Below are 25,589 nucleotides of genomic sequence, written 5' to 3' on the forward strand. Positions count from 1 at the left end.
GTTCACGCGGGTGGCCGTGGCGACTGCCTCTACGATCGCGCCCATGAGGATCCACTGGACCTACGCCTTCGCCGACCGGCCGCGCGAGGCCTTCGACGCCGCCTGTGACTTCTGGACGGCCGCCACCGGCACCCGGCTCTCCGAACTCCGCGGCGAGCACCGCGAGTTCGTCACCCTGCTCCCCGACGACGCCGACGCGTGCGTGAAGGCGCAGGCGGTGCGCTCGGGGGACGGCGGCGCGCATCTCGACTTCTGCGTGGACGACCTGCCGGAGTTCGCCGCCTCGGCGGTGCGGCTCGGCGCACGCGTCGTGGAGGACCTCGGGTCGCTCGTCGTGCTGCGCTCACCCGGTGGGCAGTTGTTCTGCGCGGACCCTTGGCGCGGGCAATCGTCACGTCCGGGCGTGGTGCGGGGCAGCCGACTCGACCAGGTGTGCGTGGACGTCCCGCCCTCGGCCTACGACGCCGAAGTCGCCTTCTGGAGTGGGCTGTTGGCCGGCTGGCAGTCGCGGCCCGGCGCCCTCCCGGAGTTCCATGTGGTCGAGCCACCGCCCGGCCTGCCGGTCCGGCTGCTCCTGCAACGCCTCGGCGAGGAGCGCCCTGCCTCGGCCCACCTCGACCTCGCCTGCGCGGACGTCGAGGCGACCCGGGCGTGGCACGAGGAACTCGGGGCCAGGTTCGTGGCCCGCTTCTCCGGCTGGACGGTGATGCGCGACCCGGCGGGCGGCACGTACTGCCTGACGACCCGGGATCCGGAGACGGGGAAGCTGCGGGTCTAGGGCCATCAGAAGGGCCTAGTTCCTCAACCGTGCCGCGCGTGCCTGGAGATAGCGCTGCTCGGGCAGGCTGAGGGTCTGGGCGGCCGCCGACTCGTAGGCGGCCCGGGCCGCCCGGGGCTCGCCCGCGCGCTCCAGGAGGTGACCTCGTACGGCGTCCAGGCGGTGGCCCGTCAACTCGTCTTCCAGGGGGTCCAGTTCGGCCAGTCCGGCGCGGGGCCCGTGGACCATGGCGACGGCGACCGCGCGGTTGAGGCGTTCGACCGGGCCGGGGACCAGCCCGACGAGGACGTCGTAGAGGCCCAGGATCTCGGCCCAGTCCGTCTCGGCGGGCGACGGCGCCTCGTCGTGTACGGCGGCGATCGCGGCACGCAGCTGGTAAGGGCCCGGCCGGCCTCGGGACAGGGCCCGGGTGACCAGGGCGACGCCCTCCTCGATCGCCGCCCTGTCCCAGCGGTCGCGGTCCTGCTCGTCGAGGGGGATCAGCTCGCCGTGCGGTCCGCTGCGCGCGTCGCGGCGGGCGTCGGTCAGCAGCATCAACGCGAGCAGTCCGGCCACCTCGCAGTCGTCGGGGAGCAGCCGGTGGACCGTGCGGGTCAGCCGTACGGCCTCGCCCGCCAGGTCACGGCGCTGGAGGGTGGTGCCGGAGGTGGCCGTGTACCCCTCGTTGAAGATCAAGTAGAGGGTTTGGAGCACGGACGGCAGCCGCTGTTCCCAGCGGTCCGGGCGTCCGAAGCGCACGCCCCGCACTTTCTGCTTGGCCCGGCTGATGCGCTGCGCCATCGTCGCCTCGGGGACCAGATACGCGCGGGCGATCTCCGCCGTGGTCAGACCGCCGACCGCGCGCAGCGTGAGCGCGATCTGCGCGGACGGCGACAGGTCCGGATGGCAGCACAGGAAGAGCAGCGAGAGCGTGTCGTCCTCGCGGGGCGCCCGTTCCCCGGGCGGCGGGGCGTTGAAGGCGTCCCGGGGCGTGAGGGCCGCCGCCCGCTCCTCGCGCTGCCGCCGGGCCTCCTCGCTGCGCAGGGCATCGGTCAGCCGCCGCGAGGCGACCTTGATCAGCCAGCCGCGCGGATTGCCGGGCGCGCCTGCCGAGGGCCACTGCCCCGCCGCCGCGAGCAGCGCCTCCTGTACGGCGTCCTCGGCGGCGTCGAAGTGCCCGTACCGTCTGACCAGCGCGCCGAGGACCTGCGGCGCGTTCCGGCGCAGCAGGTCCTCGATCTCGGGTGTGCTCCTCACCGGCGGTGCCGTCAGCCCGGGCTCGTCAGATGTCCCCGGAGCCGTCCATGATCGGGCGGATCACGACCGGGTACTCGGGGGCACCGGCCGGCTGGGGGCAGCGGGCGACGCGCTCGGCGATCTCCGTGACCCGCTCCAGGCTCTCGCACTCCAGGACCCAGTAGCCGGCCAGCAGCTCCTTGGTCTCGCTGTACGGGCCGTCGGTGATGACGGCCTTGCCGTCGTCGCCGAGGGTGACATGCCGGGTCTGCGCCGGCTCGGCCAGGCCCTGCGCGTCGACGAGCTCGCCCGTCTCGGAGAGGTCGTCGTTGATGGCGCCCATGTAGGAGAACATCGCCTTCAGCTCGTCCTCGCTCCACACCGGGGAGTGCGCCGACGCCCTGCCGCGCATGGCGTCGTAGTCCGCCTGTGCGCCCTGCACCATGACCAGGTACTTCATCAGTCCGCTCCTTCGGCTCGCACCGCCCTGCCGGGCGGCTCTTCACAGGGGACGTCGGAGCCGGGCCGGGCTTCTCGACACGGACTCAGGAATTCCTGGCGACGGTTTCTCCCGGGGCCGCCTCGTGCGGGGTCGTCGCAGCTGGGGCGGTGCCCGCGGCGGGCCGGGCGCCCTCAGCGGTGTGGCCGCTCACCGTGCCCTCCGCTGCGCGGGCCGCGCACGCGGGGTTGTGGCAGGGACCCGCCACCCATCGCGGTACCCACGCGCCCAGGGTCTTGTGGCGCCGGACGACTGTCTCCACTGGCTGTCCGCAGGCCGGACAGGCGTGTTCTTCGCTGCCCATGTCCTCAGAGTAGGCCGGTCGGGGACTCAGCGCTTCCTGCCGTACGTCCGCACCAGCACGCCGTTGCCGAACGCACGCACCGACTCCAGCGTGAACTCCGAGATGGCGAACCCGGAGCCGAACATGGGCATGCCCGTGCCGTACACGAGCGGGTACGTCTTGATGACGAGCTCGTCGATCTCGTCGAGCAGTGCTCCCGCGATGCGCGAGCCGCCGCACAGGTAGATGCCGAACTCGCCCTCCTCCGCCTTCAGTTCGCGGACCTTGCCGACCAGGTCGTCCGCGATGATCTCGACGTTCGGGTCGGGCGACTCCTTCAGGGTGGTGGAGGCGACGTACTCGCGCAGGTGGGCGTAGGGGCGGGTGATGCCGTCCTTCAGGGCGATGTCGTAACTGGCGCGGCCCTGGATGATCGTGTCGAACCGCTTGTTCTCCAGGTCGTCGATGCCGATGGCGCGGCGGCCCTGGGTCCAGATGGTCTCGGGGTGTTCCGCCTTGAGGAAGGCGAGGAACTCCTCGTCGACGAAGGGGATCATCGACGACGCGTCGCCGCCCGGGTCCCCGATGAAGCCGTCGATGGAGCAGGCGATGAAGTACGTGAGCTTTCGCAAGCCGGTCTCTTTTCGTAGGCTGTCGGCGCAACGACTTCAGTTGTAGTACTTCTGATGTAGTGGTTGCAAGGGAATAACCGCGATCCGTCGAAGTGGGAGAAGGGACTCCGCATGGCCAGCAACCCCGAGCGCCGGGCCGCGCTCATCGACGCCGGTGTCGAGGTGCTCGCCCGGGAGGGGGCGCGAGGGCTGACGTACCGCGCGGTGGACGCGGAGGCGGGCGTGCCCGTGGGCACCGCCTCGAACTACTTCACCGACCGGGCCGACCTGCTGCGCCAGATCGACACCCGGCTGCATGTGCGGCTCGCGCCCGATCCGGACGTGGTCGCCGAGCTGATGACCCGGCCGAAGGACCGCTCGCTGGTCGCCGCCTTCATGCACGACCTCATGGCCCGCGCGACCCGCGACCGCACGGGCTATCTGGCCCTGATGGAGCTGCGCCTGGAGGCCACCCGGCGTCCCGAACTGCTCGCCTCCTACACCAAGTCGGTACGCGGCGACCTGGAGGAGGCCATGGAGTTCCACCGCACGGCCGGGCTGCCCGGCGGTGACGAGTCCGTCACCGTGCTGTACCTGGCCATGCTCGGACTGCTCCTGGAGCACTTGACCCTGCCGGGCGTCCTGGAGGGGGTACTGCCCGGGGTGGGCGTACCGGACGGGCTGGTGGAGCGGATCGTGGCGACGGTGCTGCGGGAGGGGCCGGAGGGCGGAGAGGCCAGAGGGACCTAGGCCCCAGAGAGGCAGGAGAGGTCCGAGGGGCCGGAGGGTCAGAGGCCGGAGAGGCCGGAGAGGCCGGAGAGGCCTGAGGGCCGGTGCTAGGAGGGCCGGGCCGGCCAGGAGGACTAGCGCCAGCCGGTCAGGGCCAGGGCCAGCCCCGACCGGTCGGGGCTAGGACTGGTCGGGCAAGGGCTAGGACTGGCCGGGCAGGGCCAGGACCGACCGGGCAGGACCACGACCGGGCCGCGCAGGACCCAGGACCAGGACCGGGCCGGGCCGAACCGGGCCGAACCGGTCTAGGAAGCCTCGTGTGGCCGGGGCTCGCGCCACATCGGCCACATCGGCGGGCCGTCCGGGAGGTCGAGGGCCGGGCCGGCCGGCTCGAACCCGAGGCGCTCGTACAGCTTGCGGCTGCGGGCGTTGCTGGCCTCCAGGTAGGCGGGCCGTCCCTCGCGGTCGCAGCGGTCGAGGACCGACTCGATGAGCGCGGTGCCGAGGCCCTCGCCCTGGCGGTCCGGGGCCACGGCGATCATCCACAGGTACTCGTGGGCCCGCCCGGAGGGGTGGATCGCGGCCGTCAGCCGGCCGATCGCCTCGATGCGCTCGTTGTCCGGGTCGACGGCCTCCCGCGCCTGGGCCGGACCGTCGTCCTCGGCGTCGCCGTCATGGTCGTCGGCCGGCACGGACAGCCACAGCGCGCAGGCCGAGCCGTCCTCGGTGACGTCGATCCGGCCGGCCTCGAGCACGGTGTCGGTGAAGGCGGCCATGAGCCCGGGGTGCTTGGCGCGGCGGTCCTCCGCACCGGGGAAGACCCAGCCGCTCACGGGGTCGTCCCGGAACGCCTCGTCCAGGAGCCGGACGACCAGCTCCCGGTCCCCCTCGCCCGCCGTCCGGATCGCCACGCCCATGTCCCGCCCCTTCGCTCGTCCCGACGGGCGTTGATCGTAGGACGGTCGGGGGCCGCCCTGGAGGCTGGGGCGGCAGCTTGGCGCGATTCCGTCGAACGACTTGATCGAGCCAGGCGCCCGGATGGGGGCGGGCCCCGCACACCGTGGGGAAGTGCGGGACCCGCCGGCCGGAGTCCGGTGGCCGTGCGAAGTCAGGTGCCGCACGGCCCCGGCGCTCCGGGGTCCTGCCCTTCGGACGCCCGAAGGGTCACCGGGTGCTGCCGTTCGCCGGCCACGCGCCGGCCGTCAACTGCTGCGCCGCGTCACGAACTCGGCGAGGGCCAGCAGACCGCCCGCCGCCTCCGGGTCCGGCACCGCGCGCGCCAGTTGCTGCATCGCCCGGGCCATCCGGTCGGCCGCCTGGCCCTGTGCCCAGTCACGGCCGCCCGCGCGCTCCACGGTCAGGGCGATGTGGTCCAGGTCCTCCTTCTCGCGGGGGCGGGCGTACAGTTCGGCGAGTTCGGCCGCCGCCGCTGTGCCGGAGGCGAAGGCCGCGACGACCGGCAGGGACTTCTTGCGGGCGGCCAGGTCCGCACCGACGGGCTTGCCCGTGCGGCTCGGGTCGCCCCATATGCCGATGACGTCGTCGATGAGCTGGAAGGCGAGCCCGGCCTCCCGGCCGAACGCGTCCAGCGCCGCCACGTCCGCGTCCCCGGCGCCCGCGTACAGCCCGCCGATCGCGCACGCGCACCCCAGCAACGCGCCCGTCTTGGCCTCCGCCATCGCGAGCACCTCGTCCAGCGTGACCTCGCCGGCGCCGCGCCGCTCCATGGCCGTGTCCGCGTGCTGCCCCGCGCACAGTTCGACCACGCAGTCCGCGAGCCGGGCGGCGGCGACCCGGGCCGCCGGATGCGGATCCTGCGCGAGCAGCCGCAGGGCCAGCGCCTGAAGGGCGTCCCCGGCGAGGATCGCGTCCGCGTCGCCGAACACGGTCCACGCGGTGGGCCGGTGGCGGCGGACGGCGTCCCGGTCCATCACGTCGTCGTGCAGCAGCGTGAAGTTGTGGATCAGCTCCACCGCCGCGGCCGCCCGGACCGCCTCCGCCCGTGCCTCGGGTCCCCCGAGGGCGGCCGCCGCGGCGAGGACGAGCGCGGGACGGATCGCCTTGCCGGAGCCGCCCTCGTCCGGGGTGCCGTCCGCCCGCTCCCAGCCGAAGTGGTAGCGCGCGATCCGGCGCATCGGCCCGGGCAGTGAGCCGAGCGCGGCCCGCAGCACCGGATCGACCTCCGCCCGGGCCCGCTCCAGGAGCATGACCGCCTCGTGCCCCTCGGCCGGTCCCGGCCGGCCGTCCTGCTGCGTCCCGATGGGGCCCCGCCTTTCCGGAGCCCCGGCCGCTCGCCGGGGCTCGGCGCCGCGCTGCCCACCGGGGGCGGGCAGCGTCGTCTCCGCCTCGAACTCCACATCCGTGAGGGACTCACCCATGGGACCGCCTCGGAGAACGAGCGGACGGTGGCGCTTCCGCTGCCGCTGGGCGCGTGCCCCGAGGATGTACCCGCCCTGCCGGGCGGGGACACGGCCGACGCACCGGAAGCGTCACGTCCAGCGGCCGATCTCGACGTTCTCCAGGACGCCCAGCGCGTCCGGTACCAGGACCGCGGCCGAGTAGTAGGCCGTGACCAGGTACTTGATGATGGCCTGTTCGTTGATGCCCATGAAGCGCACCGACAGGCTCGGCTCGATCTCGTCCGGGATGCCGGAGGCCCGCAGGCCGATGACGCCCTGGTCGCTCTCGCCGGTACGCATGGCGATGATCGACGTCGTACGGGCTTCCGTCACCGGGATCTTGTTGCACGGGAAGATCGGCACCCCGCGCCAGGTGGGGATGCGGTTGCCGGCCATGTCGATGGTCTCGGGGACCAGCCCGCGCTTGTTGAGCTCCCGGCCGATCGCGGCGATCGCGCGCGGGTGGGCGAGGAGCAGCTTGGTGCCGCGGCGCCGGCTGAGCAGCTCGTCCAGGTCGTCCGGGCCGGGGACGCCGTCGTGCGGCTGGATCCGCTGGTCGTACTCGCAGTTGTGCAGGAGCCCGAAGTCGCGGTTGTTGATGAGCTCGTGCTCCTGGCGCTCCTTCAGCGCCTCGACCGTCAGCCGGATCTGCTGCTCGGTCTGGTTCATCGGCTGGTTGTAGAGGTCGGCCACGCGCGTGTGGATGCGCAGCACGGTCTGGGCGACGCTCAGTTCGTACTCACGGGGCCGGGCCTCGTAGTCGACGAAGGTGTGCGGGATGTCCGGCTCGCCGGAGTGGCCGGAGGCGAGGTCGATCTCCTTCTCGCCGTACTTGTTGGAGCGCTGCCGGGGGATCGCGCGGCGCTGCTCGAGGTGCTCGCGCAGCGTGTCCGAGCGCTCCGCGATCTGCTCGAACTCCTGGCGGGGCAGCACGAGTACGGTGCACGCGGTGAGCGCGCGGGCCGTGTACTCCCAGATGGCGTCCTCGTTCAGGAGGGCCTCGTCGCCGAAGTAGGCGCCGTCGGCGAGGACTCCGAGGGACTCGTCGTCCCCGTACGGGCCCGTGCCGATCTTCTCCACCCGGCCGTGCGCGAGCAGGTACACCTCGTCGGACTGGCTTCCGAAGGAGGCGATCACCTGGCCCGCCTGGATCTCCCGCTGCTCGCAGCGGCGGGCGATCTCGGAGAGCACCTCCTCGTCCTCGTACGACCGCAGCGCGGGCAGTTCGCCCAGCTCCGCGGGGATGATCTCGACGCGGTCGCCGGTCTTCACGAACGTCATCCGTCCGTCGCCCACGGCGAAGGTCAGTCGCCGGTTCACGCGGTACGTACCACCCTGGATGTCCACCCAGGGCAGCATGCGCAGCAGCCAGCGGGAGCTGATCTCCTGCATCTGCGGCACGGACTTGGTCGTGGTGGCCAGGTTCCGCGCGGCCGCCGTGCCGAGACTCTGCTGCGGCTTGGTCTCCTCCGCGCGGACCTCTTCGCCTACCGACATAGAGAACTGCCCTCCCGTTTGTGATCGACGCCCCGGGCATCGACGTGCATGCGCAAGCCTTCCGCACGCGGCGCCGCGGTGGTATTACCCGAAAGAGCGGGAATGGATCTTCGTACCCCTGGGCAGAGGGGGCACATTTCGGGTGTTCGAAGGAGCCGCGACCCGGCCCCGGACCGGGTGGCGACAACCCGTGGGAACCTGTCGGTAATGCCTCTGGGGCGCGTCCGGGGCCGGACCTAGCGTGGTGAACCGTCCCCGCCACCCACTCCAGAAACGGCCCCCTCCATGCAGTACATCGCGCCGATCGGCATCGGCGTCCTCTACGCCCTGTTGATGTCCCTCGTCCGAGAGCCTCACCGGCGGCGTCTGAACGCGCTGATGGTCGCCGGTGCCGGTGCCGCGTATCTCAGCGGCGGCGGTCTGGGCGGCTGGGAGTTCGCCTTCACCGCGCTCGTCACCTATGTCGCCTTCCGCGGCCTGGAGTCGTGGACGTGGATCGGCGTCGGCTGGCTGCTGCACACGGCGTGGGACATCGTCCACCACGTCAAGGGCAACCCGATCGTCCCGTCCGCCCACACCTCGTCCCTGGGCTGCGCGATCTGCGACCCGGTGATCGCGCTCTGGTGCCTGCGGGGCGGACCGTCGCTCATCGAGCTGGTGCGCGACCGGCGCCGGCCCGGGCGGCCGCGGCCCGAGCCGGGCTCCCGGGAAGGTCTCGGCCCCGAGTCCCCCTCCCCCACCCCCGGGTGACAATGGCCGGGTGACCAGCCCCGGCCCTCCCGGCCTCGCCGCACTGCGCCCCCGGTTGCCCTCGCCGGTGCAGGAGGTCGTCGACGGCCGGTTCGAGCGCCGGGGCGTCCGGCTGCTGCTGAAGCGGGACGACCTGATCCATCCGGAGCTGATCGGCAACAAGTGGCGCAAGCTGGCGCCGAACCTCGCGGCGGCGGCCGGCCGTACGGTCGTCACCTTCGGCGGCGCCTGGTCCAACCACCTGCGCGCGACGGCCGCGGCCGGCCGGCTACTCGGCATCCCCACGGTCGGTGTCGTACGCGGCGACGAGCTGGCCGGCCGGCCCCTCAACCCCTCGCTGGCCCGCTGCGCGGCGGACGGCATGCGGCTGCACTTCGTCGACCGGGCGACGTACCGCCGCAAGTCCGAGCCGCGGACCCTGGCCGACGTCCTGCGCGCGGCGGACGCCGAGGAGGCCTACGTCGTCCCCGAGGGCGGCAGCAACGCCGAGGCCGTACGCGGCTGCCGGGCGCTCGGCGCCGAGCTGCGCGGCCGGGCCGATGTCGTCGCCGTGGCCTGCGGCACCGGCGGCACGCTGGCGGGACTGGCCGCCGGTCTCGGCCCCGGGCAGCGCGCCCTGGGTGTGCCGGTCCTCAAGGGCGGCTTCCTGACCGCCGACACGGAGGCTTTGCAGCAGCGGGCCTTCGGCGGCCCGCGCGGCGCCTGGAACCTGGACGACCGCTTCCATTTCGGCGGCTACGCGCGCGTGCCCGACGAGCTCGACGCCTTCGCGGCGGACTTCGAGCACCGTCACGGCCTGCCCGTCGAGCGCCTGTACGTCGCCAAGCTGCTGTACGGGCTCGTCGCGCTTGCCGGGGAAGGGGCCTTCCCGCGCGGGACGACGGTGGCGGCCGTGGTCACCGGCCGCCCCTTCCCCTGACGGTCGGCGCGGTCCCTACGCCGCCTCCCGGAAGGCCGCCGCCTCCTCCAGGTCCAGCCTGCGCAGCAGGGTCCGCAGCATCTCGTCGTCGATGTAGCGGCCGTCCCGGAGCCTGACGAACACCTCCCGCTCGGCGCTGATCATCTCCCGCGACAGCCGCCGGTAGGTGTCGTCGACGGACTCCCCGGTGACCGGGTTGGCCTGCCCGAGCCGTTCCCAGACGGCGTTGCGGCGGCGCTCCAGGACGGTGCGCAGCCGGTCGGCGAGCGGGGCGGGCAGGGCGTTGCGCTCGTCGGAGAGAAGCTCGTCCAGGCGCCGCTCGGCGGCCCGGGAGGCCTGGGCCTGGGCGTTGGCCTCGGCGAGCGTCTCGGCGTGCGCGTCCCGCCCGGGGAACTTCAGCAGACGGATCAGCGGGGGCAGGGTCAGGCCCTGCACGACCAGGGTCCCGATGACCGTCGTGAAGGTCAGGAACAGGATGAGGTTGCGGTGCGGGAAGGGCTCCTCCCCGTCGTGCATGGTGAGCGGGATGGAGAAGGCGATGGCCAGCGAGACCACGCCCCGCATCCCGGCCCACGCGATGATGAACGGCCCCTTCCACGTGAGGCTCTCCTCGCGCTCACGGATCCGTGCCGACATCAGCCGCGGCAGGAAGGCCGCCGGGTACACCCACACGAACCGGGCCGCGACCACCACCAGGAAGATGGCGAGCGCGTACCAGGCCGCCTCGGCGCCCTCGTACTCGCCGAGCCCCCTCAGCACCACCGGCAGCTGGAGGCCGATCAGCGCGAACACCGCCGACTCCAGGACGAACGCGACCATCTTCCACACCGCTTCCTCCTGGAGACGGGTGGCGAAGTCGACCTGCCACGCGCGGTGTCCCAGGTAGAGCGCGACGACCACGACCGCGAGGACACCGGAGGCGTGCACCTGCTCGGCGGTGGCGTACGCGACGAACGGGATCAGCAGGGAGAGCGTGTTCTGGAGCAGCGCCTCCTTCACGTGCGTGCGCAGCCAGTGGATCGGCGCCATCAGCACCAGCCCGACCAGGACGCCGCCGACCGCCGCGAGCAGGAACTCGCCGATGCCCCCGGCCCAGGTCGCGCCCTCGCCGACGGCGGCGGCCAGGGCGACCCGGTAGGCCGTGATCGCGGTGGCGTCGTTCAGCAGGGACTCGCCCTGGAGGATCGTGGTGATCCGCGAGGGCAGTCCGACCCGGCGGGCCACGGCCGTGGCCGCGACCGCGTCCGGCGGCGCCACCACCGCGCCGAACACCAGGGCCGCCGTCAGCGGCAGGTCCGGCACGATCAGGTACAGGGCCCAGCCGACGGCGAAGGTCGCGAACAGCACGTACCCGACGGACAGCATCGCCACCGGCCGCAGCTGGGCGCGCAGGTCGAGGTAGGAGCTGTCGGTGGCGGCCGTGTGCAGCAGCGGGGGCAGGATGAGCGGCAGGACGATGTGCGGGTCGAGGGTGTAGTCGGGCACTCCGGGGACGTAGCTGACCAGCAGCCCGGCCGCCACCAGCAGCAGCGGCGCCGGCACCGGCGTGCGCCGCGCGGCCGCGGCGATCACGGCGCTGCCCGCCACCAGCAGCAACAGTGGCATCACGCCCATCGTTCTCGCCCCACCCTCTTTTTCGACGCGGTCTTCCGCCCGACCGTCGTAACCTGGCAATCATGAAACAGTGCACGCATGCCGACGCGCTGCCGCACCCCGAACCCGGCCCGCTCAGCGAGACGTGTCCGGAGTGTCTGGCGGAGGGCATGGATCCGGTGCAACTACGGCTGTGCCTCACCTGCGGTCACGTCGGCTGCTGCGACTCCTCCCCGGGGAGGCACGCGGCGGAGCACCACAATCAGTCCGGGCACCCTGTGATGCGGACTCACGAGCCCGGGGAGACCTGGCGGTGGTGTTTCGTCGACCATGTCCTTGTGTGACTCGACAGGACCCCGGCGCAGGACGGTTCGACCGTCTGACGTCTGGGTACGTCAATCCGGCGCGCGCTCTTCCCATTTGGGCCCGCCCAACCCCTAGACACGGAGCGTGTCCACAGGTTTACTGTGAGTGACGACAGGGGTTGGGGTCCCGGGGACAGGACCGTCGAGAGCGCGATAGCGTCACCGCTGAACCACGTATCGCGTTACCTCCGGGGGGCAACCCTCGGCCCTAGAACGCTTGTACCACCATGGAGGTGAGGGTGTCCCAGATCGCAGGCGAGCCCGCGACCCAGGACTTCGTGGAAGTCCGGCTGCCGGCCGCGGGTGCCTACCTGTCGGTGCTGCGTACGGCCACGGCCGGTCTCGCGGCCCGTTTGGACTTCACCCTCGACGAGATCGAGGACCTGCGCATCGCGGTGGACGAGGCCTGCGCGATCCTGCTTCAGCAGGCCGTGCCCGGCTCGGTGCTCAGCTGTGTCTTCCGCCTCGTCGACGACTCACTCGAGGTCACCGTCTCGGCACCGACCACGGATGGTCATGCCCCCTCGCGGGACACCTTCGCCTGGACCGTCCTGTCCGCTCTGGCGGGCAAGGTCTCCTCTGCCGTGGACAAGGACAAAACCGTTTCGATCAGCCTCTACAAACAGCGCGGCGCGGGACCCGGGCCGGCGTGAGGAACGAGGACGGGCCGGTGCGGGACGAAGAGCGCAGCACACGAGAGCTGCCGGCCGAGGGCACAGGCACGGGCACGGGCGGTCCGAGCGGGGCCCGGCCCATGGCGGACGGCATCGACGGCATCCCCGAGCAGGCCCGCCCGCATCCGGAGGACGACTCCGCGGGGGCCGTCCTCCCGGACGGCGGGCGGCAGGACCGGGACAGTGCCATGCGGAGCGCGCCTCCGGGCGGGGGGATCACCGCATCCCCTGTCCAGGGGGGTCCTCCCACTCGCGGGAAGTCGAGAGTGGCGGAGGAGGCGAGGGCTCGGGGAAGGGCGACGGGCGGGACGATGAGCGAGCACGAGCGACACTCCGAGGACGAGACGCCGAGCGCGCACCAGGCACAGGGTGCGCAGCACGGCTCTCCGGACCGCAGCGGGGCGCGCGAGATGTTCCTCAAACTGCGCACCCTGAGCAACGGCAGTCCCGAGTACGCGGAGCTGCGCAACCAGCTGGTCCGCATGCACCTGCCGCTCGTGGAGCACCTCGCACGCCGCTTCCGCAACCGCGGCGAGCCGCTGGACGACCTCACCCAGGTCGCCACGATCGGGCTGATCAAGTCGGTCGACCGCTTCGACCCGGACCGCGGCGTGGAGTTCTCCACGTATGCGACCCCGACGGTCGTCGGCGAGATCAAGCGGCACTTCCGCGACAAGGGCTGGGCGGTGCGCGTCCCGCGCCGGCTCCAGGAGCTGCGCCTGTCGCTGACCACGGCCACGGCCGAGCTCTCGCAGCTGCACGGCCGCTCCCCCACGGTCCACGAGCTCGCCGAGAAGCTGGCGATCTCGGAGGAGGAGGTCCTGGAGGGCCTGGAGTCCGCCAACGCGTACTCCACGCTGTCCCTGGACGTCCCCGACACCGACGACGAGTCCCCGGCGGTCGCGGACACCCTCGGCGCCGAGGACGAGGCGCTGGAGGGCGTGGAGTACCGGGAGTCCCTCAAGCCGCTGCTGGAGGACCTGCCGCCGCGCGAGAAGCGGATCCTGCTGCTGCGGTTCTTCGGCAACATGACCCAGTCGCAGATCGCGCAGGAGGTCGGCATCTCGCAGATGCACGTCTCCCGGCTGCTGGCGCGCACGCTGGCGCAGCTGCGGGAGAAGCTCCTCGTCGAGGAGTGACGCCTGAGGTCGAGGAGTGACGCCTGAGGAGTGACGGCTACTTCGCCGTATCGCCGGAGTTGCCGGGCCCGCGGATCCCGAGGGCCCGGGTCGTCTCGGGGTTCACCAGCAGCACGAGCGCCGCGACGGCCACGACCGCGAGGGCGATCCCGCCCGGGATGGCCATGCTGTCGGCCTGGAGCAGGTTGTAGGCCACCGGCAGCGCCATGAGCTGGGTGATGACGGCCGGGCCGCGGCTCCAGCTGCGGCGCCCGAGCAGCCCGCGCGCGGCGAGCAGCGGCAGCAGCGCGAGCACGACCAGCGTGATGCCCCCGGTCACGGCCTGCTGCCGGTCGTCCGGGTGGCCCGTGAAGCCGAGGACGAGAATCCAGACGCCGCCGACGACCAGCGCGAGCCCCTCCAGTGCGGCCAGCAGCGCGGCGTACGTCAGTCGCCGCGGGCGGGGGCCGGTGGTTTCCACGGTGGTGGTGGGGGTCTGCTCACTGCTCACCCCTGAAGGGTAGCCCTCGTCGTACGCGCCCCCCGTGGCGAGGTTCGCTCCCGCTCTCTTACCCGATCCCTACCTCGGCCTGTGCCCGGTACCCCCCAGTAGGTACGCTGCCAGTCATGCGTGCACTCCTCGTGGTCAATCCGGCGGCAACCACCACAAGTGCGCGCACACGCGACGTACTGATCCACGCGCTCGCCAGCGAGATGAAGCTGGAGGCGGTCACCACCGAGTACCGCGGCCACGCGCGCGACCTGGGCCGCCATGCGGCGGACAGCGACGACATCGACCTGGTGGTGGCCCTCGGCGGCGACGGCACGGTCAACGAGGTGGTCAACGGCCTGCTGCACGCCGGCCCCGCCCCCGGACACCTCCCCCGCCTCGCCGTGGTGCCGGGCGGATCCACCAACGTCTTCGCCCGCGCCCTGGGCCTGCCCAACGACGCCGTGGAAGCCACCGGCGCCCTGCTGGACGCCCTGCGCGACGGCAGCGAACGCACCGTAGGCCTGGGTCTGACCTCGGGCACGCCGGGCACGGAGGACGAGGCCGTGCCGGCCCGCTGGTTCACCTTCAACGCGGGCCTCGGCTTCGACGCCGGCGTGGTCGGCCGGGTGGAGCAGCACCGCGAGCGCGGCCGGAAATCCACACACGCTCTTTACGTACGCCAGGTCCTGCGCCAACTCCTCGGTGAACCGAACCGCCGATACGGGACGATCACGCTGGAGCGGGCCGGGGAAGACCCGGTCACCGATCTGGTGCTGTCCATAGTCTCGAACACCTCACCGTGGACGTTTCTGGGGAATCGCCCGATCTATGCGGCACCTAAGGCCTCGTTCGATACCGGCCTCGATCTCTTCGGTCTCAGCCGCCTGTCCACCGCGGCGGTTGCCCGGTATGGCACCCAGTTGCTCACTTCGTCCCCCGAGCGCGGACCCCATGGAAAGCACGCCACCTCTCTGCACGACTTGACGGAGTTCACCTTGCATTCGAAGGTGCCGCTCCCCCTCCAGATGGACGGTGACCACCTGGGGCTGCGAACGAGCGTGACGTTCACAGGCGTACGCCGTGCACTGCGTGTGATTGTGTGAGCAGAACTGGCTAAAGTCCTTTCACTCGAACGTTTAGGCCAGGATCCACCCCATGGAAGTACGGCTGTGACCTAGTCGACACCGAAGAATCAAAAAAAACTTTCCGGAAGGGGTTGTATCCGCCGCTGAGGTTTGCGAGTCTCTACGTGGCGATCGGGACGGCCCGCAACACCGGCCTCCACTGATCACCAGAACCCCTCTTCAATTCACAGGACCCACGCCAGGGAACCTGGCGGTCGGCCCTTCACTTGTTGAGGGATTCGTGAAAGCGTTCACATTCACAAGCACACCCTGCACGTAATACCAAGGAGAGGTAGCAGCCATGGACTGGCGTCACAACGCCGTTTGCCGCGAGGAAGACCCCGAGCTCTTCTTCCCCATCGGCAACACCGGTCCTGCGCTGCTGCAGATCGAGGAAGCCAAGGCCGTCTGCCGTCGCTGCCCGGTGATCGAGCAGTGTCTGCAGTGGGCGCTCGAGTCCGGCCAGGACTCCGGCGTCTGGGGTGGTCTCAGCGAGGACGAGCGCCGCGCCATGAAGCGCCGTGCCGCCCGCAACCGGGCCCGTCAGGCCTCCGCCTGACACCCCACCCCTGCTGACAGCCTGAGCTTGGCGGCGCGTACAGCGAGTACGCATCTCCCGCCCCCGAGCCGCAGCGCGCAGTTCCCCCGATGCGCTTACACAGCAGCAGCGAGCTTTAAGCCCCGGGCCACCAAGTGGCCCGGGGCTCAATGCTGTTCACGGCCCCTTCCCTGACGGGCTGGGGCCCCTCCTACCGCGGTGACCTGCTACTTCTGTGACCGCACCGGAATGTCGAGGATCACTCGGGTGCCGCGCTCCGGGGCCTGGACCATGTCGAAGGTGCCGCCCAACTCGCCCTCCACCAGGGTCCGTACGATCTGGAGGCCGAGGTTGCCGGCGGTGTGCGGATCGAAGCCCGCCGGCAGGCCGACGCCGTCGTCCTGGACGGTGACCAGCAGTCGGGCCTCCTTCGTCGTGCCGCCGCGGATCGCCGACACCTCGACCGTGCCGGTGTCGCCCTCGCGGAAGCCGTGCTCCAGAGCGTTCTGCAGCACCTCGGTCAGCACCATCGACAGCGGGGTGGCGACCTCGGCGTCGAGGATGCCGAAGCGGCCGGTGCGCCGGCCCGTGACCTTGCCCGGGGAGATCTCGGCGACCATCGCCAGGACACGGTCGGCGATGTCGTCGAACTCCACGCGCTCGTCCAGGTTCTGGGAGAGCGTCTCGTGCACGATCGCAATCGATCCGACGCGCCGCACCGCCTCTTCGAGGGCCTCCCGGCCGCGGTCGGACTCGATGCGCCGGGCCTGGAGACGCAGCAGGGCCGCCACCGTCTGGAGGTTGTTCTTGACCCGGTGGTGGATCTCCCGGATCGTCGCGTCCTTGGTGATCAACTCGCGCTCGCGGCGGCGGAGTTCCGTGACGTCCCGCAGCAGGACCAGCGAACCGATGCGGGTGCCCTTGGGCTTGAGCGGGATCGCCCGGAGCTGGATGACCCCGTCCCTGGCCTCGATCTCGAACTCGCGCGGCGCCCAGCCGCTGGCGACCTTGGCGAGCGCCTCGTCCACCGGGCCCCGGGTCGGGGCGAGTTCGGCGGTGGTCCGGCCCAGGTGCTGGCCGACGAGGTCGGAGGCGAGGCCGAGGCGGTGGTAGGCGGACAGGGCGTTCGGGGAGGCGTACTGGACGATGCCGTCGGCGTCGAGCCGGATGAGGCCGTCGCCGACGCGGGGCGAGGCGTCCATGTCGAGCTGCTGGTTCGCGAACGGGAAGGCACCGGCCGCGATCATCTGGGCGAGGTCGGAGGCGCTCTGGAGGTAGGTGAGCTCCAGGCGGCTCGGGGTGCGCACGGTGAGGAGGTTGGTGTTGCGCGCGATGACACCGAGGACGCGCCCCTCGCGCCGTACCGGGATCGACTCGACCCGGACGGGGACCTCCTCGCGCCACTCGGGGTCGCCCTCGCGCACGATGCGGCCCTCGTCGAGGGCGGCGTCCAGCATGGGGCGGCGGCCGCGCGGGACGAGATGGCCCACCATGTCGTCCTGGTACGAGGTCGGGCCGGTGTTGGGCCGCATCTGGGCGACCGAGACGTACCGGGTGCCGTCGCTGGTGGGGACCCACAGGACCAGGTCGGCGAAGGAGAGGTCGGAGAGCAGCTGCCACTCCGAGACCAGCAGGTGCAGCCACTCGAGGTCGGTGTCGTCGAGGGCGGTGTGCTGGCGTACGAGTTCGTTCATGGAGGGCACGTGGCGAGCGTACCCGGGCGTTTGTACGGCTCTGAAATACCGGGACCGGGATGGTACGGCCCTGGAACGGCCGGCCGCCGGAAACACCCGCGGGCCGCGGCGCCTGAGAGGGACCCTCAACCCTCCCGGCACCGCAGCCCGGAGCAGTATCGGCCGTGGGGTGTGCGGTCCCGGTCGGCCGAAGGATGAGGAGCCGGGGCAGTCAGGGCAGAGAGCCTCGGTTCCTCGGTCCGCCTTCCTGTGCGGGGAAGGCGGAGGCTGGTGCACGCTGCACACGCGCTCTCGTCACGCATTCTGGACTAGACCACTCGGGGGTGTCCATGCGTTGGAGGCTGTTCGTTGTTGTTATTTCCGCGACGCGCCGGGCGCACCGGCGTCCACCACGCAGCCTAACCCGTGTGGGTTCCTGTGCGGGGCCAGATGGACATGGCAATTTCCGCGACCGCCTCCAGTTCCTCCCGGCTCGCCCCGTCGCGTGCCTGTTGTGACATGCCCTGGATCATCGCTCCGGTGTGCCGGGCCAGGGCGGCGGCGTCGGTGCTCGGGGGCAGCACGCCGGCGGCGACATCGGCCCTGATACGGCTCTCGAAGGCGGCGATGTTGGCGTTGCGGCGGTCCCGCAGCGACTGTTCGACCTCGGGGTTCGAGCAGTTCGCGGCGGCGTGGACCACGAGGCAGCCGTGCGGATGGCCGGGTTCGGTGTACGCGACGGCGGCCTCCCGCAGCGTGCGCTCGACGGCGGCCCGCGCGGTGGGTTCCTCGGCGAGGGCGCGGTCGGTGAACGCGCCGTACCTCGTGCCGTAGACGCGCACGACCTCGTCGAAGAGGGACCGCTTGTCGCCGAAGGCCGCATAGAGGCTGGGGGCGCCGATGTCCATGACGCGCGTGAGGTCCGAGACGGACGTGGCCTCGTAGCCGTGCTCCCAGAAAGCGAGCAGCGCCTTCTCCAGGGCGGTCTCGCGGTCGAAGGAGCGGGGGCGGCCGCGGGGCCTGCCTCTGGTCTTGCCCTCGGCGCGGGCGGTTCCGTCCTCGTTCACCATGGGGTGCATTTTATAGCGGGCACTAGAGAAATGTCGGCGGGCTGTTGTACGGTCATTTCTGTAGCGACCGCTAGGAAAATACGAAGGGGGCGCCGCCATGGGCGTGCTCACGGGCAGGACGGCACTCGTCACGGGGGCGAGCAGGGGCATCGGGCGAGGGATCGCCGAGCGGCTGGGGCGCGACGGCGCGCGGGTCGCGGTGCACTACGGCAGGAACGAGGCGGCGGCGAAGGAGACGGTCGCGGCGATCGAGGCGGCGGGCGGCTCGGCGTTCACGCTGGGTGTGGAACTGGGTGTGCCGGGAGACGCCGAGGCGCTGTGGGAGGAGTTCGACCGGCACGCGGACGGGCTGGACATCCTGGTGAACAACGCGGGGATCGGCAACACGCGGCCGATCGGGGAACTCGGCGAGCGGGAGTACGACAAGGTCTTCGCGGTGAACGTGAAAGCACCGTTCTTCATCCTCAAGCACGGCATGACGCGACTGCGGGACGGCGGCCGGGTCGTCAACATCTCGTCGGGGCTGGCCCGGACCGCGGTGATGCCGGACAACATGGCGTACGCGATGACGAAGGGCGCGCTGGACGTCTTCTCCCGGGACCTGTCCAAGGTGCTGGGCCCGCGGGGCATCACGGTGAACTCGGTGGCGCCGGGGATCATCGACACGGACAACACGGCCGGGCTGCTGCGCGGCAGTGCCGACGGCTGGGCGAAGGCCGCGGCGATATCGGCGCTGGGCGGCGTGGGCGAACCCGCCGAGGTCGCCGACGTGGTGGCGTTCCTGGTCTCGGACGGCGGGCGGTGGGTGACGGGGAGCTGGGTGGATGTGACGGGGGGTTCGCTTCAGTGAGTCTCCGTCACCTTCGCCAGGGCGCGAGGGGCGTCCGGGTCCTGGCCGCGGGCGATGGTGACCTCGTAGGCCAGGAGTTGGAGGGGGATGATCTCCAGGATGGGCTGGACCTCCTCGGCGACGCCTTCCGTCGGCAGGACGAAGCCGGCCGACGCCTGCTCGACCTGGCTCCTGGGGCCGATGACGACGAGGTCGGCGCCGCGGCCGCGCAGCCGGTCCAGGACGGGCTGGAGCGCTTCGCCGCCCTTGCCGTCGGTGACCACGGCGATGACCGGGGAGACGTTGTCGACCATGGCGAGCGGTCCGTGCAGCAGGTCGGCGCCGGAGTAGGAGAGGGCGGGGATGTAGCTGGTCTCCATCAGCTTCAGGGCGGCCTCCTTGGCCGTGGGATAGCCGTAGCCGCGTGAGGTGATCACCATGCGCTCGGCGAAGCGGTAGCGGGCGGCGAGGGCGCGCACCTCGTCCTGCCGGGCGAGCAGTTGCTCGGCGAGGTCCGGCAGCACGTGCGCCTGCGCGCCGTCGCCGCCGCGCAGGCCCTCGACGAACAGGTAGAGCGCGAGGAGGGAGGCGGTGTAGGTCTTGGTCGCGGGGAGGGCCTTCTCCGGTCCGGCCATGATGTCGATGTGGTACTCGGAGACGCCGGCGAGCGGTGAGTCGGGGTTGTTGGTGACGGCCAGCGTGATCGCGCCGGCCTCGCGGGCGGCCCGGGTGGAGGCGACCAGGTCCGGGGAGCCGCCGGACTGGCTGACGGTGATGACGAGGACGTCGGTGAGGTCCGGGCGGGCGCCGTAGGCCGTGGTGGTGGACATCGAGGTGAGCCCGCAGGGATGGCCGAGCCGGATCTCCAGGAGGTACTTGGCGTAGAGGGCGGCGTTGTCGGAGGTGCCGCGCGCGGTCAGCAGGACGAAGCGGGGTGTGCGGGCGGCGATCCGCCGTGCCACGTCTCGGATGGCGGGAGCGCCGTCGGCCAGGATCCGGCGCAGGACGGCGGGCTGCTCCGCCATCTCCCGGGCCATGGTCCGGCCCGGGAGTTCGCTGAGGGGGTCCGGTGTGGCGGCGGCGGTCATGACGGGGTCCTTCCGGTGCGCGGGCGGATGCAGGTCCCATTCCACTCCCCCGGGTCGCGGAACGCCCGCGCGGGAGGGCCGATGTGCACGCCGCGGTCACGGAAGGACCGGCTCTGTTCACCCGCCGGAGGCCTGGTCGGCACGGTCGGGTCGTCCCTGCGGGAGGGGCGGCGTTCACCCTGGGAGGGGCGGGTCCGCTCTGTTAGATTGGTCTAAACCACACGACCCTCCCGGGTCCGGTCCCAGGTGAGCATTCCTCTCAGATCGGCAGGCCCAGCGTGGAAGTTGTCATCGTTCCGGACGCCAAGGCGGGCGGCGAGCTCATCGCCGAGGCCATGGCCCAGCTGCTCCGGCGCAAGCCCGGCGCTCTGCTCGGCGTGGCCACCGGCTCGACGCCGCTGCCCGTGTACGAGGCACTGGCGGCCAAGGTGCGCTCCGGTGCCGTGGACGTCGCGCGGGCGCGGATCGCCCAGCTCGACGAGTATGTGGGGCTGCCCGCCGACCATCCGGAGTCCTACCGCTCGGTGCTGCGGCGGGAGGTGCTGGAGCCGCTCGGGATCGCGATGGACCAGTTCATGGGTCCGGACGGCACGGCCGCGGACGTGCAGGGGGCGTGCGAGGCGTACGACAAGGCCCTCGCGGACGCCGGGGGCGTGGACCTTCAGCTGCTCGGGATCGGCACCGACGGGCACATAGGGTTCAACGAGCCGTGCTCGTCGCTGGCGTCGCGGACGCGGATCAAGACGCTGACCGAGCAGACCCGGATCGACAACGCGCGCTTCTTCGACGGCGAGATCGACCAGGTGCCGCACCACGTGATCACGCAGGGCATCGGCACGATCCTGGAGGCCCGGCACCTGGTGCTGCTCGCCACCGGCGAGGGCAAGGCGGACGCGGTCGCGGCGACGGTGGAAGGGCCGGTCGCCGCGGTGTGCCCCGCGTCCGCGCTCCAGCTCCACCCGCACGCGACCGTCGTCGTCGACGATGCCGCCGCGTCGAAGCTGAAGCTCGCGGACTACTTCCGGCACACGTACGCCAACAAGCCGGAGTGGCAGGGCATCTAGCCTGTCGTTCGGATCAGGTCTCAGCGGCCGAGGGGCCCGGTCCCCAGGGCGTCGTCCTCGGACGGCTCGTCCTGGGCGTGCAGGCCGGCCACCCACAGTGGCATCAGCCAGTGGACCACCAGGACGGCGATGAGCAGGGGGCCGGCGTAGGCCTTCGGGGCGTGGCCGTCGGCCATGCCCGCGACCAGCAGGCCGAGTACCGCCGTCGCCAGGAGCAGGGTCGTCGCGCGGTGGGCCCGGGCCAGGACGCGGCTGCGTTCGGCGGACTGCCGCTCGTCCAGGGCGCGTTCGCGCAGTTCCAGCAGGCCCCGGGTGGCGCTGTTGATCACGCCGGTCGCGACCATCCAGGGCACCAGCAGCACCGCCATCACGGCGATGGTCCACAGCGGCTCGCCCTCGGCGAGGAAGAGATGGGTCATCAGCCCGCCGATGGCCGCGGTGAGGGTGATGTGCGCGGCGACGGCCAGACGGCGGCGGGCCGCCGTGGCGTACCAGGCCGCCCCGCGGCGGTCGTTCATCAGTCGCAGCATGCTCCGGTCGTAGCGGGTCAGGCGCGTCGTCGTCATGGCTGGTTCCTCCCGTATACCTCGTCCGTGAGCGGCCGGAACGGTTCGAGGGAGAACAGGGCCTCGACCGGCAGTCCGAAGAACTTCGAGATCTTCAGCGCCAGGTCGAGGCTCGGGTTGTACTGCCCCCGCTCGATGTAGCCGATGGTCTGGTAGTGGGCTCCCACTGCCTCGGCCAGGCTCTGGCGCGACACCTTCCGTTCGGCGCGCACCACGGCCAACCTGTTGTGCACCTGCTCGCTCATGTATAAGAAGTACTATATTCAGACGCAGCCTTACAACCCATGGGTCCTGGTTGAGCCTTACCGCCCCGTGATTCCGGCGATCACCTCGGCCGCCGCCCGGCCGCAGACGCGGGCCGCGCCGTGCGTGGCGATGTGCAGGGCGCCGCGCGGGGTGGCCTGGGGGACGCCCATCTCGACCACGATGGTGTCGGGGCGGGCGGCCAGCAGGGTGTCGAGGGCCGAGGCCATCCAGGGGTGGCGGTGTTCGTCGCGGACGACGGCGACGACGCGGCGGGGACCGGCCGCCTGGAGGGCCGCCCGTCCGGCGCTCTCCCCGGCCTCCCTCTCCGTGCCGTGACCGGTGCCCCCGGCGTCCCCAGTGTTCCCGGCGGAGAAGCTGCCCGTGACGGTGCCCGGCAGGAGGTGGGTCAGCTCGGCGGCGACGCCCCATGGTGTCTCGTCGCCGACCGCGATGTTGGCGACGGGGGTGAGGGCGGCGACGTAGGGCGGTTCGGTGAGGGGCTCGAAGGCTCCGGGGCTGCCGAGGCCCGGTGCGGGGGTCACCGTGAGGGCGCGGCGGGCGGCCTCCAGGCCGATCTCGCCGCCGGGCGGGTCCTCGGGCGAGCGGCCCGCCGAGCCGGTCCAGCGGGCCAGGGCCCGCACGCGGTCGGCCGCGTCGGCGAGGCGTTCCTCCGGGAGTTCGCCCGCGCGGACCGCCGTGACCAGGGCGTCGCGCAGGCGCAGCACGGTCGCGTCGTCGGACAGGCCGCCGCCCACGCAGATCGCGTCGGCGCCCGCGGCGACGGCGAGGACGCTGCCGCGTTCGATGCCGTAGGTGTCCGCGATGGCGCGCATCTCCATGCCGTCGGTGACGATGAGGCCGTCGTAGCCGAGTTCGCCGCGCAGCAGGCCGGTGAGGATGCGGCGGGAGAGGGTGGCCGGGCGGTCGGGGTCCAGGGCCGGGACCAGGATGTGGGCGCTCATCACGGCCCGGGTGCCGGCGGCGATGGCGGCACGGAACGGGGTCAGTTCGCGCTCGGCCAGCACCTCGGCGGAGACGTCGATGCGCGGCAGGGCGTGGTGGGAGTCGACGGCCGTGTCGCCGTGGCCCGGGAAGTGCTTGGTGCAGGCGGCGACCCCGGCGGACTGGAGGCCCGTCACATAGGCGGCGGTGTGCCGGGCGGCCAGGCCGGTGTCGGCGCCGAAGGAGCGGACGCCGATGACCGGGTTGGCCGGGTCGGAGTTCACGTCGGCGGACGGGGCCCAGTCGAGGTTCACGCCGCAGGCGGCCAGGCGGCGGCCCAGTTCGTGGGCGACGCGGTGGGTCAGCTCCACGTCGTCGACCGCGCCGAGGGCGTGGTTGCCCGGGAAGGAGGAGCCGGACCGCACCTCCAGGCGGGTCACGTCGCCGCCCTCCTCGTCGATCGCGACCAGGACGTCGTCGCGCTCGGCGCGCAGCTGGGCGGTCAGGGCGGCCAGTTGGCCCGGTGAGGCGATGTTGCGGCCGAAGAGGCCGACGGAGGCGAGGCCCTCGCCGAGGCGGCGCAGCAGCCAGTCGGGGGCGGTGGTTCCGGTGAAGCCGGGCTGGAGGACGGTCAGGGCGTCGCGGGTGAGGGTGTCGGTGCCACGGGCGATTGTCGTCATCGGGTGAGGTCATCCCTTCACGGCGCCCGCGGTCAGGCCCGCGGCCATCTTGCGCTGGACGAGGAGGAAGAGGGCGACGATCGGCACGGCCATCATCGTGGCTCCGGCCATCATCGGGGCGTATTCGGTGCCGTGCTTGGTGGTGAAGTTGCCGAGCCAGACGGTCGCGGTCTGGTTCTTCTGGCTGAGCAGCATCAGGGCGTAGAGGTACTCGTTCCAGGCCTGGATGAAGCCGTAGACGGAGGTGGCGACCATGCCGGGGGCCAGGAGCGGGAAGACGACCCGGAGGAAGGCGCCCGTGCGGGAGCAGCCGTCGACCATGGCCGCCTCCTCCAGTTCCTTCGGGATGTTGACGATGAAGCCCCTCAGCGTCCACACGGTGAACGGGAGGATGAAGGTCAGGTACGTGATGATGAGGCCGGTGAGGCGGTCGTACTGGCCCAGGTCGTTGAGGAGCAGGAACACCGGGATGATCATGGCGACCAGCGGGACCGTCTGGACCGCGAGGATGCCCACGATCACGATCTTGCGCCCGCGGAAGGCGAACCGGGAGATGGCGAGCGCGGCCAGCAGCCCGACGACCATGCCGATGACGACCACCGCCAGCGACACCACCATGCTGCGGCCCACCGGGCCCCAGAAGTCGGCGATGTCCAGCGCCCGGCCGAAGTTGGCGAAGGTGAGACCGGTCGGCAGCAGGCTCGGGTCCGGGTCGATGGCGTCCTTGGCGGGCTTGAACGCCGTGTTGAGCATCCAGTAGAGCGGGAAGCCCGCGGTGAGGAAGACCAGGAGGCCGAGGAGGTTCCAGCCCAGCCGCGCGTGCTTGCGGCGGCCGGCTCCGGCGAGCGTACTCATTCGACCTCTCCGATCTTCAGCATCTGCCGCATGTAGACGGCGACCACGCCGAGCAGCAGCAGGACGGTGATCAGCGCGATGGCCGAGCCCTGGGCGTAGTCGTTGACGACGAAGGCCCGGTCGTAGGAGTAGGTGTTGAGGACCTGGAACTCCGGCTCGGGATGGCCGTTGCGCATGACGAACACCTGGGGGAAGACGCCCATGTCCCAGATGACCGACAGGGTCGTGAGCATCACGATGATCGGCTTGAGGACGGGCAGGGTGACATAGCGGAAGACGCCCCAGGAGCCGGCGCCGTCCAGGCGGGCCGCCTCCTCCAGTTCCTTCGGGACCTGGGTGAGACCCGCGCTGAGCGTGATGACCACGAACGGCACGGCGCCCCACACCACCAGCAACATGATCACGGCGAGGCCCTCGGGCCCGCTGGCGAACCAGTTGTGGCCGATCATGTCGATGCCGGGCAGCTTGCTGAGCAACGCGTTGAAGACGCCGTAGTCCGAGTCGAAGAGCCACTTGAAGACCGTGGTGGCCACGATCACGGGCATGCCCCAGCTGGCCACCAGGACGATGTTGATGAGCACCTTCAGCCAGCCGGAGACCCTCTGGAGCAGCAGGGCGAGCGCCATGCCGATCACCATCGTGAGGACGACGGCGCCGGTCGCGAAGACGATCGTGCGGAGCACGACGGTCCAGAACTCGCCGTCGCCCAGCACCTTGGCGAAGTTGTCGAACCCGACCGACTCGGCCGGCTGGAAGCCCCACAGCTGGGACTGCCCGAACTTCTGGAAGGACAGGGTGACCAGCCGGGCCAGCGGATAGCCCATGACCAGGGCCAGGATCAGCAGGCAGGGCGCGAGCAGCAGCCAGGGGACCGCGGTCCCGCCCGGCCTGTGCTGCCCGCTCGGCCGCCGGTCGTCGGGGACCGGCGGTGGTGCCTGCCGCGGGGGCGGCACCTTGGCAGGGGTGGTGGTGTCTGCGGCACTCATCGCGC

At 71.7% G+C, this 25,589-nt stretch carries 27 protein-coding genes; 11 read left to right on the forward strand and 16 right to left on the reverse strand.

The features are described 5' to 3' along the window. The first annotated feature begins 43 nt into the window (after positions 1–43). Entirely contained in the window at positions 44–778 is a 735-nt protein-coding gene (locus tag IE255_RS07445; protein WP_190049387.1) for a VOC family protein, read from the forward strand. A 15-nt stretch (positions 779–793) separates the two neighbouring features. Here the strand turns inward: IE255_RS07445 and IE255_RS07450 are convergent, their stop codons facing one another. The 3 genes from IE255_RS07450 to IE255_RS07460 form a co-directional block, all read right to left on the reverse strand. Then, on the reverse strand, positions 794–2,014 hold the full coding sequence (locus tag IE255_RS07450; protein ID WP_190049388.1) for an RNA polymerase sigma factor: 1,221 nt from the start codon (positions 2,012–2,014) through the stop codon (positions 794–796). Positions 2,015–2,039: 25 nt separating this feature from the next. After that, positions 2,040–2,453 (reverse strand): YciI family protein, encoded by a 414-nt coding sequence (locus tag IE255_RS07455; RefSeq protein WP_190049389.1) that lies wholly within the window; start codon positions 2,451–2,453, stop codon positions 2,040–2,042. Positions 2,454–2,822: 369 nt separating this feature from the next. Then, on the reverse strand, positions 2,823–3,407 hold the full coding sequence (locus IE255_RS07460) for a dihydrofolate reductase family protein (RefSeq protein WP_190049390.1): 585 nt from the start codon (positions 3,405–3,407) through the stop codon (positions 2,823–2,825). A gap of 111 nt (positions 3,408–3,518) precedes the next feature. Here IE255_RS07460 and IE255_RS07465 point away from each other — a divergent pair, with 111 nt between their 5' ends. After that, entirely contained in the window at positions 3,519–4,136 is a 618-nt protein-coding gene (locus IE255_RS07465; RefSeq protein WP_190049391.1) for a TetR/AcrR family transcriptional regulator, read from the forward strand. Positions 4,137–4,420: 284 nt separating this feature from the next. On the opposite strand, the gene IE255_RS07470 is transcribed toward IE255_RS07465, so the two are convergent. The 3 genes from IE255_RS07470 to IE255_RS07480 form a co-directional block, all read right to left on the reverse strand. Continuing rightward, a complete protein-coding gene (locus IE255_RS07470) occupies positions 4,421–5,032 on the reverse strand; it encodes a GNAT family N-acetyltransferase (protein ID WP_190049392.1) in 612 nt (203 codons plus the stop codon). A gap of 285 nt (positions 5,033–5,317) precedes the next feature. Next, positions 5,318–6,493, reverse strand: a complete 1,176-nt coding sequence (locus tag IE255_RS07475; protein ID WP_229906319.1) for a family 2 encapsulin nanocompartment cargo protein polyprenyl transferase — start codon at positions 6,491–6,493, stop codon at positions 5,318–5,320. Positions 6,494–6,604: 111 nt separating this feature from the next. Continuing rightward, positions 6,605–8,011, reverse strand: a complete 1,407-nt coding sequence (locus IE255_RS07480; RefSeq protein WP_190049393.1) for a family 2B encapsulin nanocompartment shell protein — start codon at positions 8,009–8,011, stop codon at positions 6,605–6,607. Between the two features lie 285 nt (positions 8,012–8,296). Between IE255_RS07480 and IE255_RS07485 the strand changes: the two genes are divergently transcribed. Beyond that, positions 8,297–8,761 (forward strand): DUF6010 family protein, encoded by a 465-nt coding sequence (locus tag IE255_RS07485; protein WP_190049394.1) that lies wholly within the window; start codon positions 8,297–8,299, stop codon positions 8,759–8,761. A 10-nt stretch (positions 8,762–8,771) separates the two neighbouring features. Continuing rightward, positions 8,772–9,680, forward strand: coding sequence for a 1-aminocyclopropane-1-carboxylate deaminase/D-cysteine desulfhydrase (locus tag IE255_RS07490; RefSeq protein WP_190049395.1), 909 nt, complete (start codon positions 8,772–8,774; stop codon positions 9,678–9,680). A gap of 15 nt (positions 9,681–9,695) precedes the next feature. Here the strand turns inward: IE255_RS07490 and IE255_RS07495 are convergent, their stop codons facing one another. Then, positions 9,696–11,294, reverse strand: coding sequence for a Na+/H+ antiporter (locus IE255_RS07495; protein ID WP_190049396.1), 1,599 nt, complete (start codon positions 11,292–11,294; stop codon positions 9,696–9,698). Positions 11,295–11,356: 62 nt separating this feature from the next. Between IE255_RS07495 and IE255_RS07500 the strand changes: the two genes are divergently transcribed. From IE255_RS07500 to IE255_RS07510, 3 genes are all read left to right on the forward strand, one after another. Further along, entirely contained in the window at positions 11,357–11,617 is a 261-nt protein-coding gene (locus tag IE255_RS07500) for a UBP-type zinc finger domain-containing protein (protein ID WP_190049397.1), read from the forward strand. A 260-nt stretch (positions 11,618–11,877) separates the two neighbouring features. Continuing rightward, positions 11,878–12,291 (forward strand): ATP-binding protein, encoded by a 414-nt coding sequence (locus IE255_RS07505; RefSeq protein WP_003992877.1) that lies wholly within the window; start codon positions 11,878–11,880, stop codon positions 12,289–12,291. Positions 12,292–12,308: 17 nt separating this feature from the next. Next, positions 12,309–13,451, forward strand: coding sequence for an RNA polymerase sigma factor SigF (locus IE255_RS07510; protein ID WP_190049398.1), 1,143 nt, complete (start codon positions 12,309–12,311; stop codon positions 13,449–13,451). Positions 13,452–13,488: 37 nt separating this feature from the next. On the opposite strand, the gene IE255_RS07515 is transcribed toward IE255_RS07510, so the two are convergent. After that, positions 13,489–13,941, reverse strand: coding sequence for a hypothetical protein (locus tag IE255_RS07515; RefSeq protein WP_190049399.1), 453 nt, complete (start codon positions 13,939–13,941; stop codon positions 13,489–13,491). Positions 13,942–14,057: 116 nt separating this feature from the next. Here IE255_RS07515 and IE255_RS07520 point away from each other — a divergent pair, with 116 nt between their 5' ends. Continuing rightward, complete coding sequence (locus IE255_RS07520; RefSeq protein ID WP_190049400.1) at positions 14,058–15,026, forward strand: diacylglycerol/lipid kinase family protein; 969 nt, start codon at positions 14,058–14,060, stop codon at positions 15,024–15,026. A gap of 322 nt (positions 15,027–15,348) precedes the next feature. Beyond that, entirely contained in the window at positions 15,349–15,606 is a 258-nt protein-coding gene (locus tag IE255_RS07525; protein ID WP_003992873.1) for a WhiB family transcriptional regulator, read from the forward strand. A 206-nt stretch (positions 15,607–15,812) separates the two neighbouring features. Here the strand turns inward: IE255_RS07525 and IE255_RS07530 are convergent, their stop codons facing one another. Further along, a complete protein-coding gene (locus IE255_RS07530) occupies positions 15,813–17,288 on the reverse strand; it encodes a sensor histidine kinase (RefSeq protein WP_190049401.1) in 1,476 nt (491 codons plus the stop codon). Positions 17,289–17,677: 389 nt separating this feature from the next. Beyond that, a complete protein-coding gene (locus tag IE255_RS07535) occupies positions 17,678–18,328 on the reverse strand; it encodes a TetR/AcrR family transcriptional regulator (protein WP_190049402.1) in 651 nt (216 codons plus the stop codon). 97 nt (positions 18,329–18,425) lie between these two features. On the opposite strand from IE255_RS07535, the gene IE255_RS07540 reads away from it, so the two are divergent. Further along, on the forward strand, positions 18,426–19,178 hold the full coding sequence (locus tag IE255_RS07540) for an SDR family oxidoreductase (protein WP_190049403.1): 753 nt from the start codon (positions 18,426–18,428) through the stop codon (positions 19,176–19,178). On the opposite strand, the gene IE255_RS07545 is transcribed toward IE255_RS07540, so the two are convergent. Further along, the gene (locus IE255_RS07545) at positions 19,172–20,245 is read right to left on the reverse strand and encodes an SIS domain-containing protein (RefSeq protein WP_190049404.1); all 1,074 of its coding nucleotides are present in this window, start codon (positions 20,243–20,245) and stop codon (positions 19,172–19,174) included. The two genes, IE255_RS07540 and IE255_RS07545, sit on opposite strands and share 7 nt — an antisense overlap. A 278-nt stretch (positions 20,246–20,523) precedes the next feature. Between IE255_RS07545 and nagB the strand changes: the two genes are divergently transcribed. Continuing rightward, positions 20,524–21,309, forward strand: coding sequence for a glucosamine-6-phosphate deaminase (gene nagB / locus IE255_RS07550; protein WP_190049405.1), 786 nt, complete (start codon positions 20,524–20,526; stop codon positions 21,307–21,309). A 20-nt stretch (positions 21,310–21,329) separates the two neighbouring features. Here the strand turns inward: nagB and IE255_RS07555 are convergent, their stop codons facing one another. From IE255_RS07555 to IE255_RS07575, 5 genes are read right to left on the reverse strand one after another with little or no spacing between them, the layout of a single operon-like run. After that, entirely contained in the window at positions 21,330–21,875 is a 546-nt protein-coding gene (locus tag IE255_RS07555; protein ID WP_190049406.1) for a hypothetical protein, read from the reverse strand. Next, positions 21,872–22,120, reverse strand: a complete 249-nt coding sequence (locus IE255_RS07560; protein ID WP_190049407.1) for a helix-turn-helix transcriptional regulator — start codon at positions 22,118–22,120, stop codon at positions 21,872–21,874. The genes IE255_RS07555 and IE255_RS07560 overlap by 4 nt, the downstream gene beginning before the upstream one ends. Before the next feature lie 57 nt (positions 22,121–22,177). Beyond that, complete coding sequence (locus tag IE255_RS07565) at positions 22,178–23,743, reverse strand: glycoside hydrolase family 3 protein (protein ID WP_190049408.1); 1,566 nt, start codon at positions 23,741–23,743, stop codon at positions 22,178–22,180. A gap of 9 nt (positions 23,744–23,752) precedes the next feature. After that, positions 23,753–24,598 (reverse strand): carbohydrate ABC transporter permease, encoded by an 846-nt coding sequence (locus IE255_RS07570; RefSeq protein WP_190049409.1) that lies wholly within the window; start codon positions 24,596–24,598, stop codon positions 23,753–23,755. Next, positions 24,595–25,584 (reverse strand): carbohydrate ABC transporter permease, encoded by a 990-nt coding sequence (locus tag IE255_RS07575; protein WP_190049410.1) that lies wholly within the window; start codon positions 25,582–25,584, stop codon positions 24,595–24,597. The genes IE255_RS07570 and IE255_RS07575 overlap by 4 nt, the downstream gene beginning before the upstream one ends. Positions 25,585–25,589 lie beyond the last annotated feature (5 nt).

The sequence above is a fragment of the Streptomyces lomondensis genome (assembly GCF_014651035.1).
GTDB lineage: Bacteria > Actinomycetota > Actinomycetes > Streptomycetales > Streptomycetaceae > Streptomyces > Streptomyces lomondensis.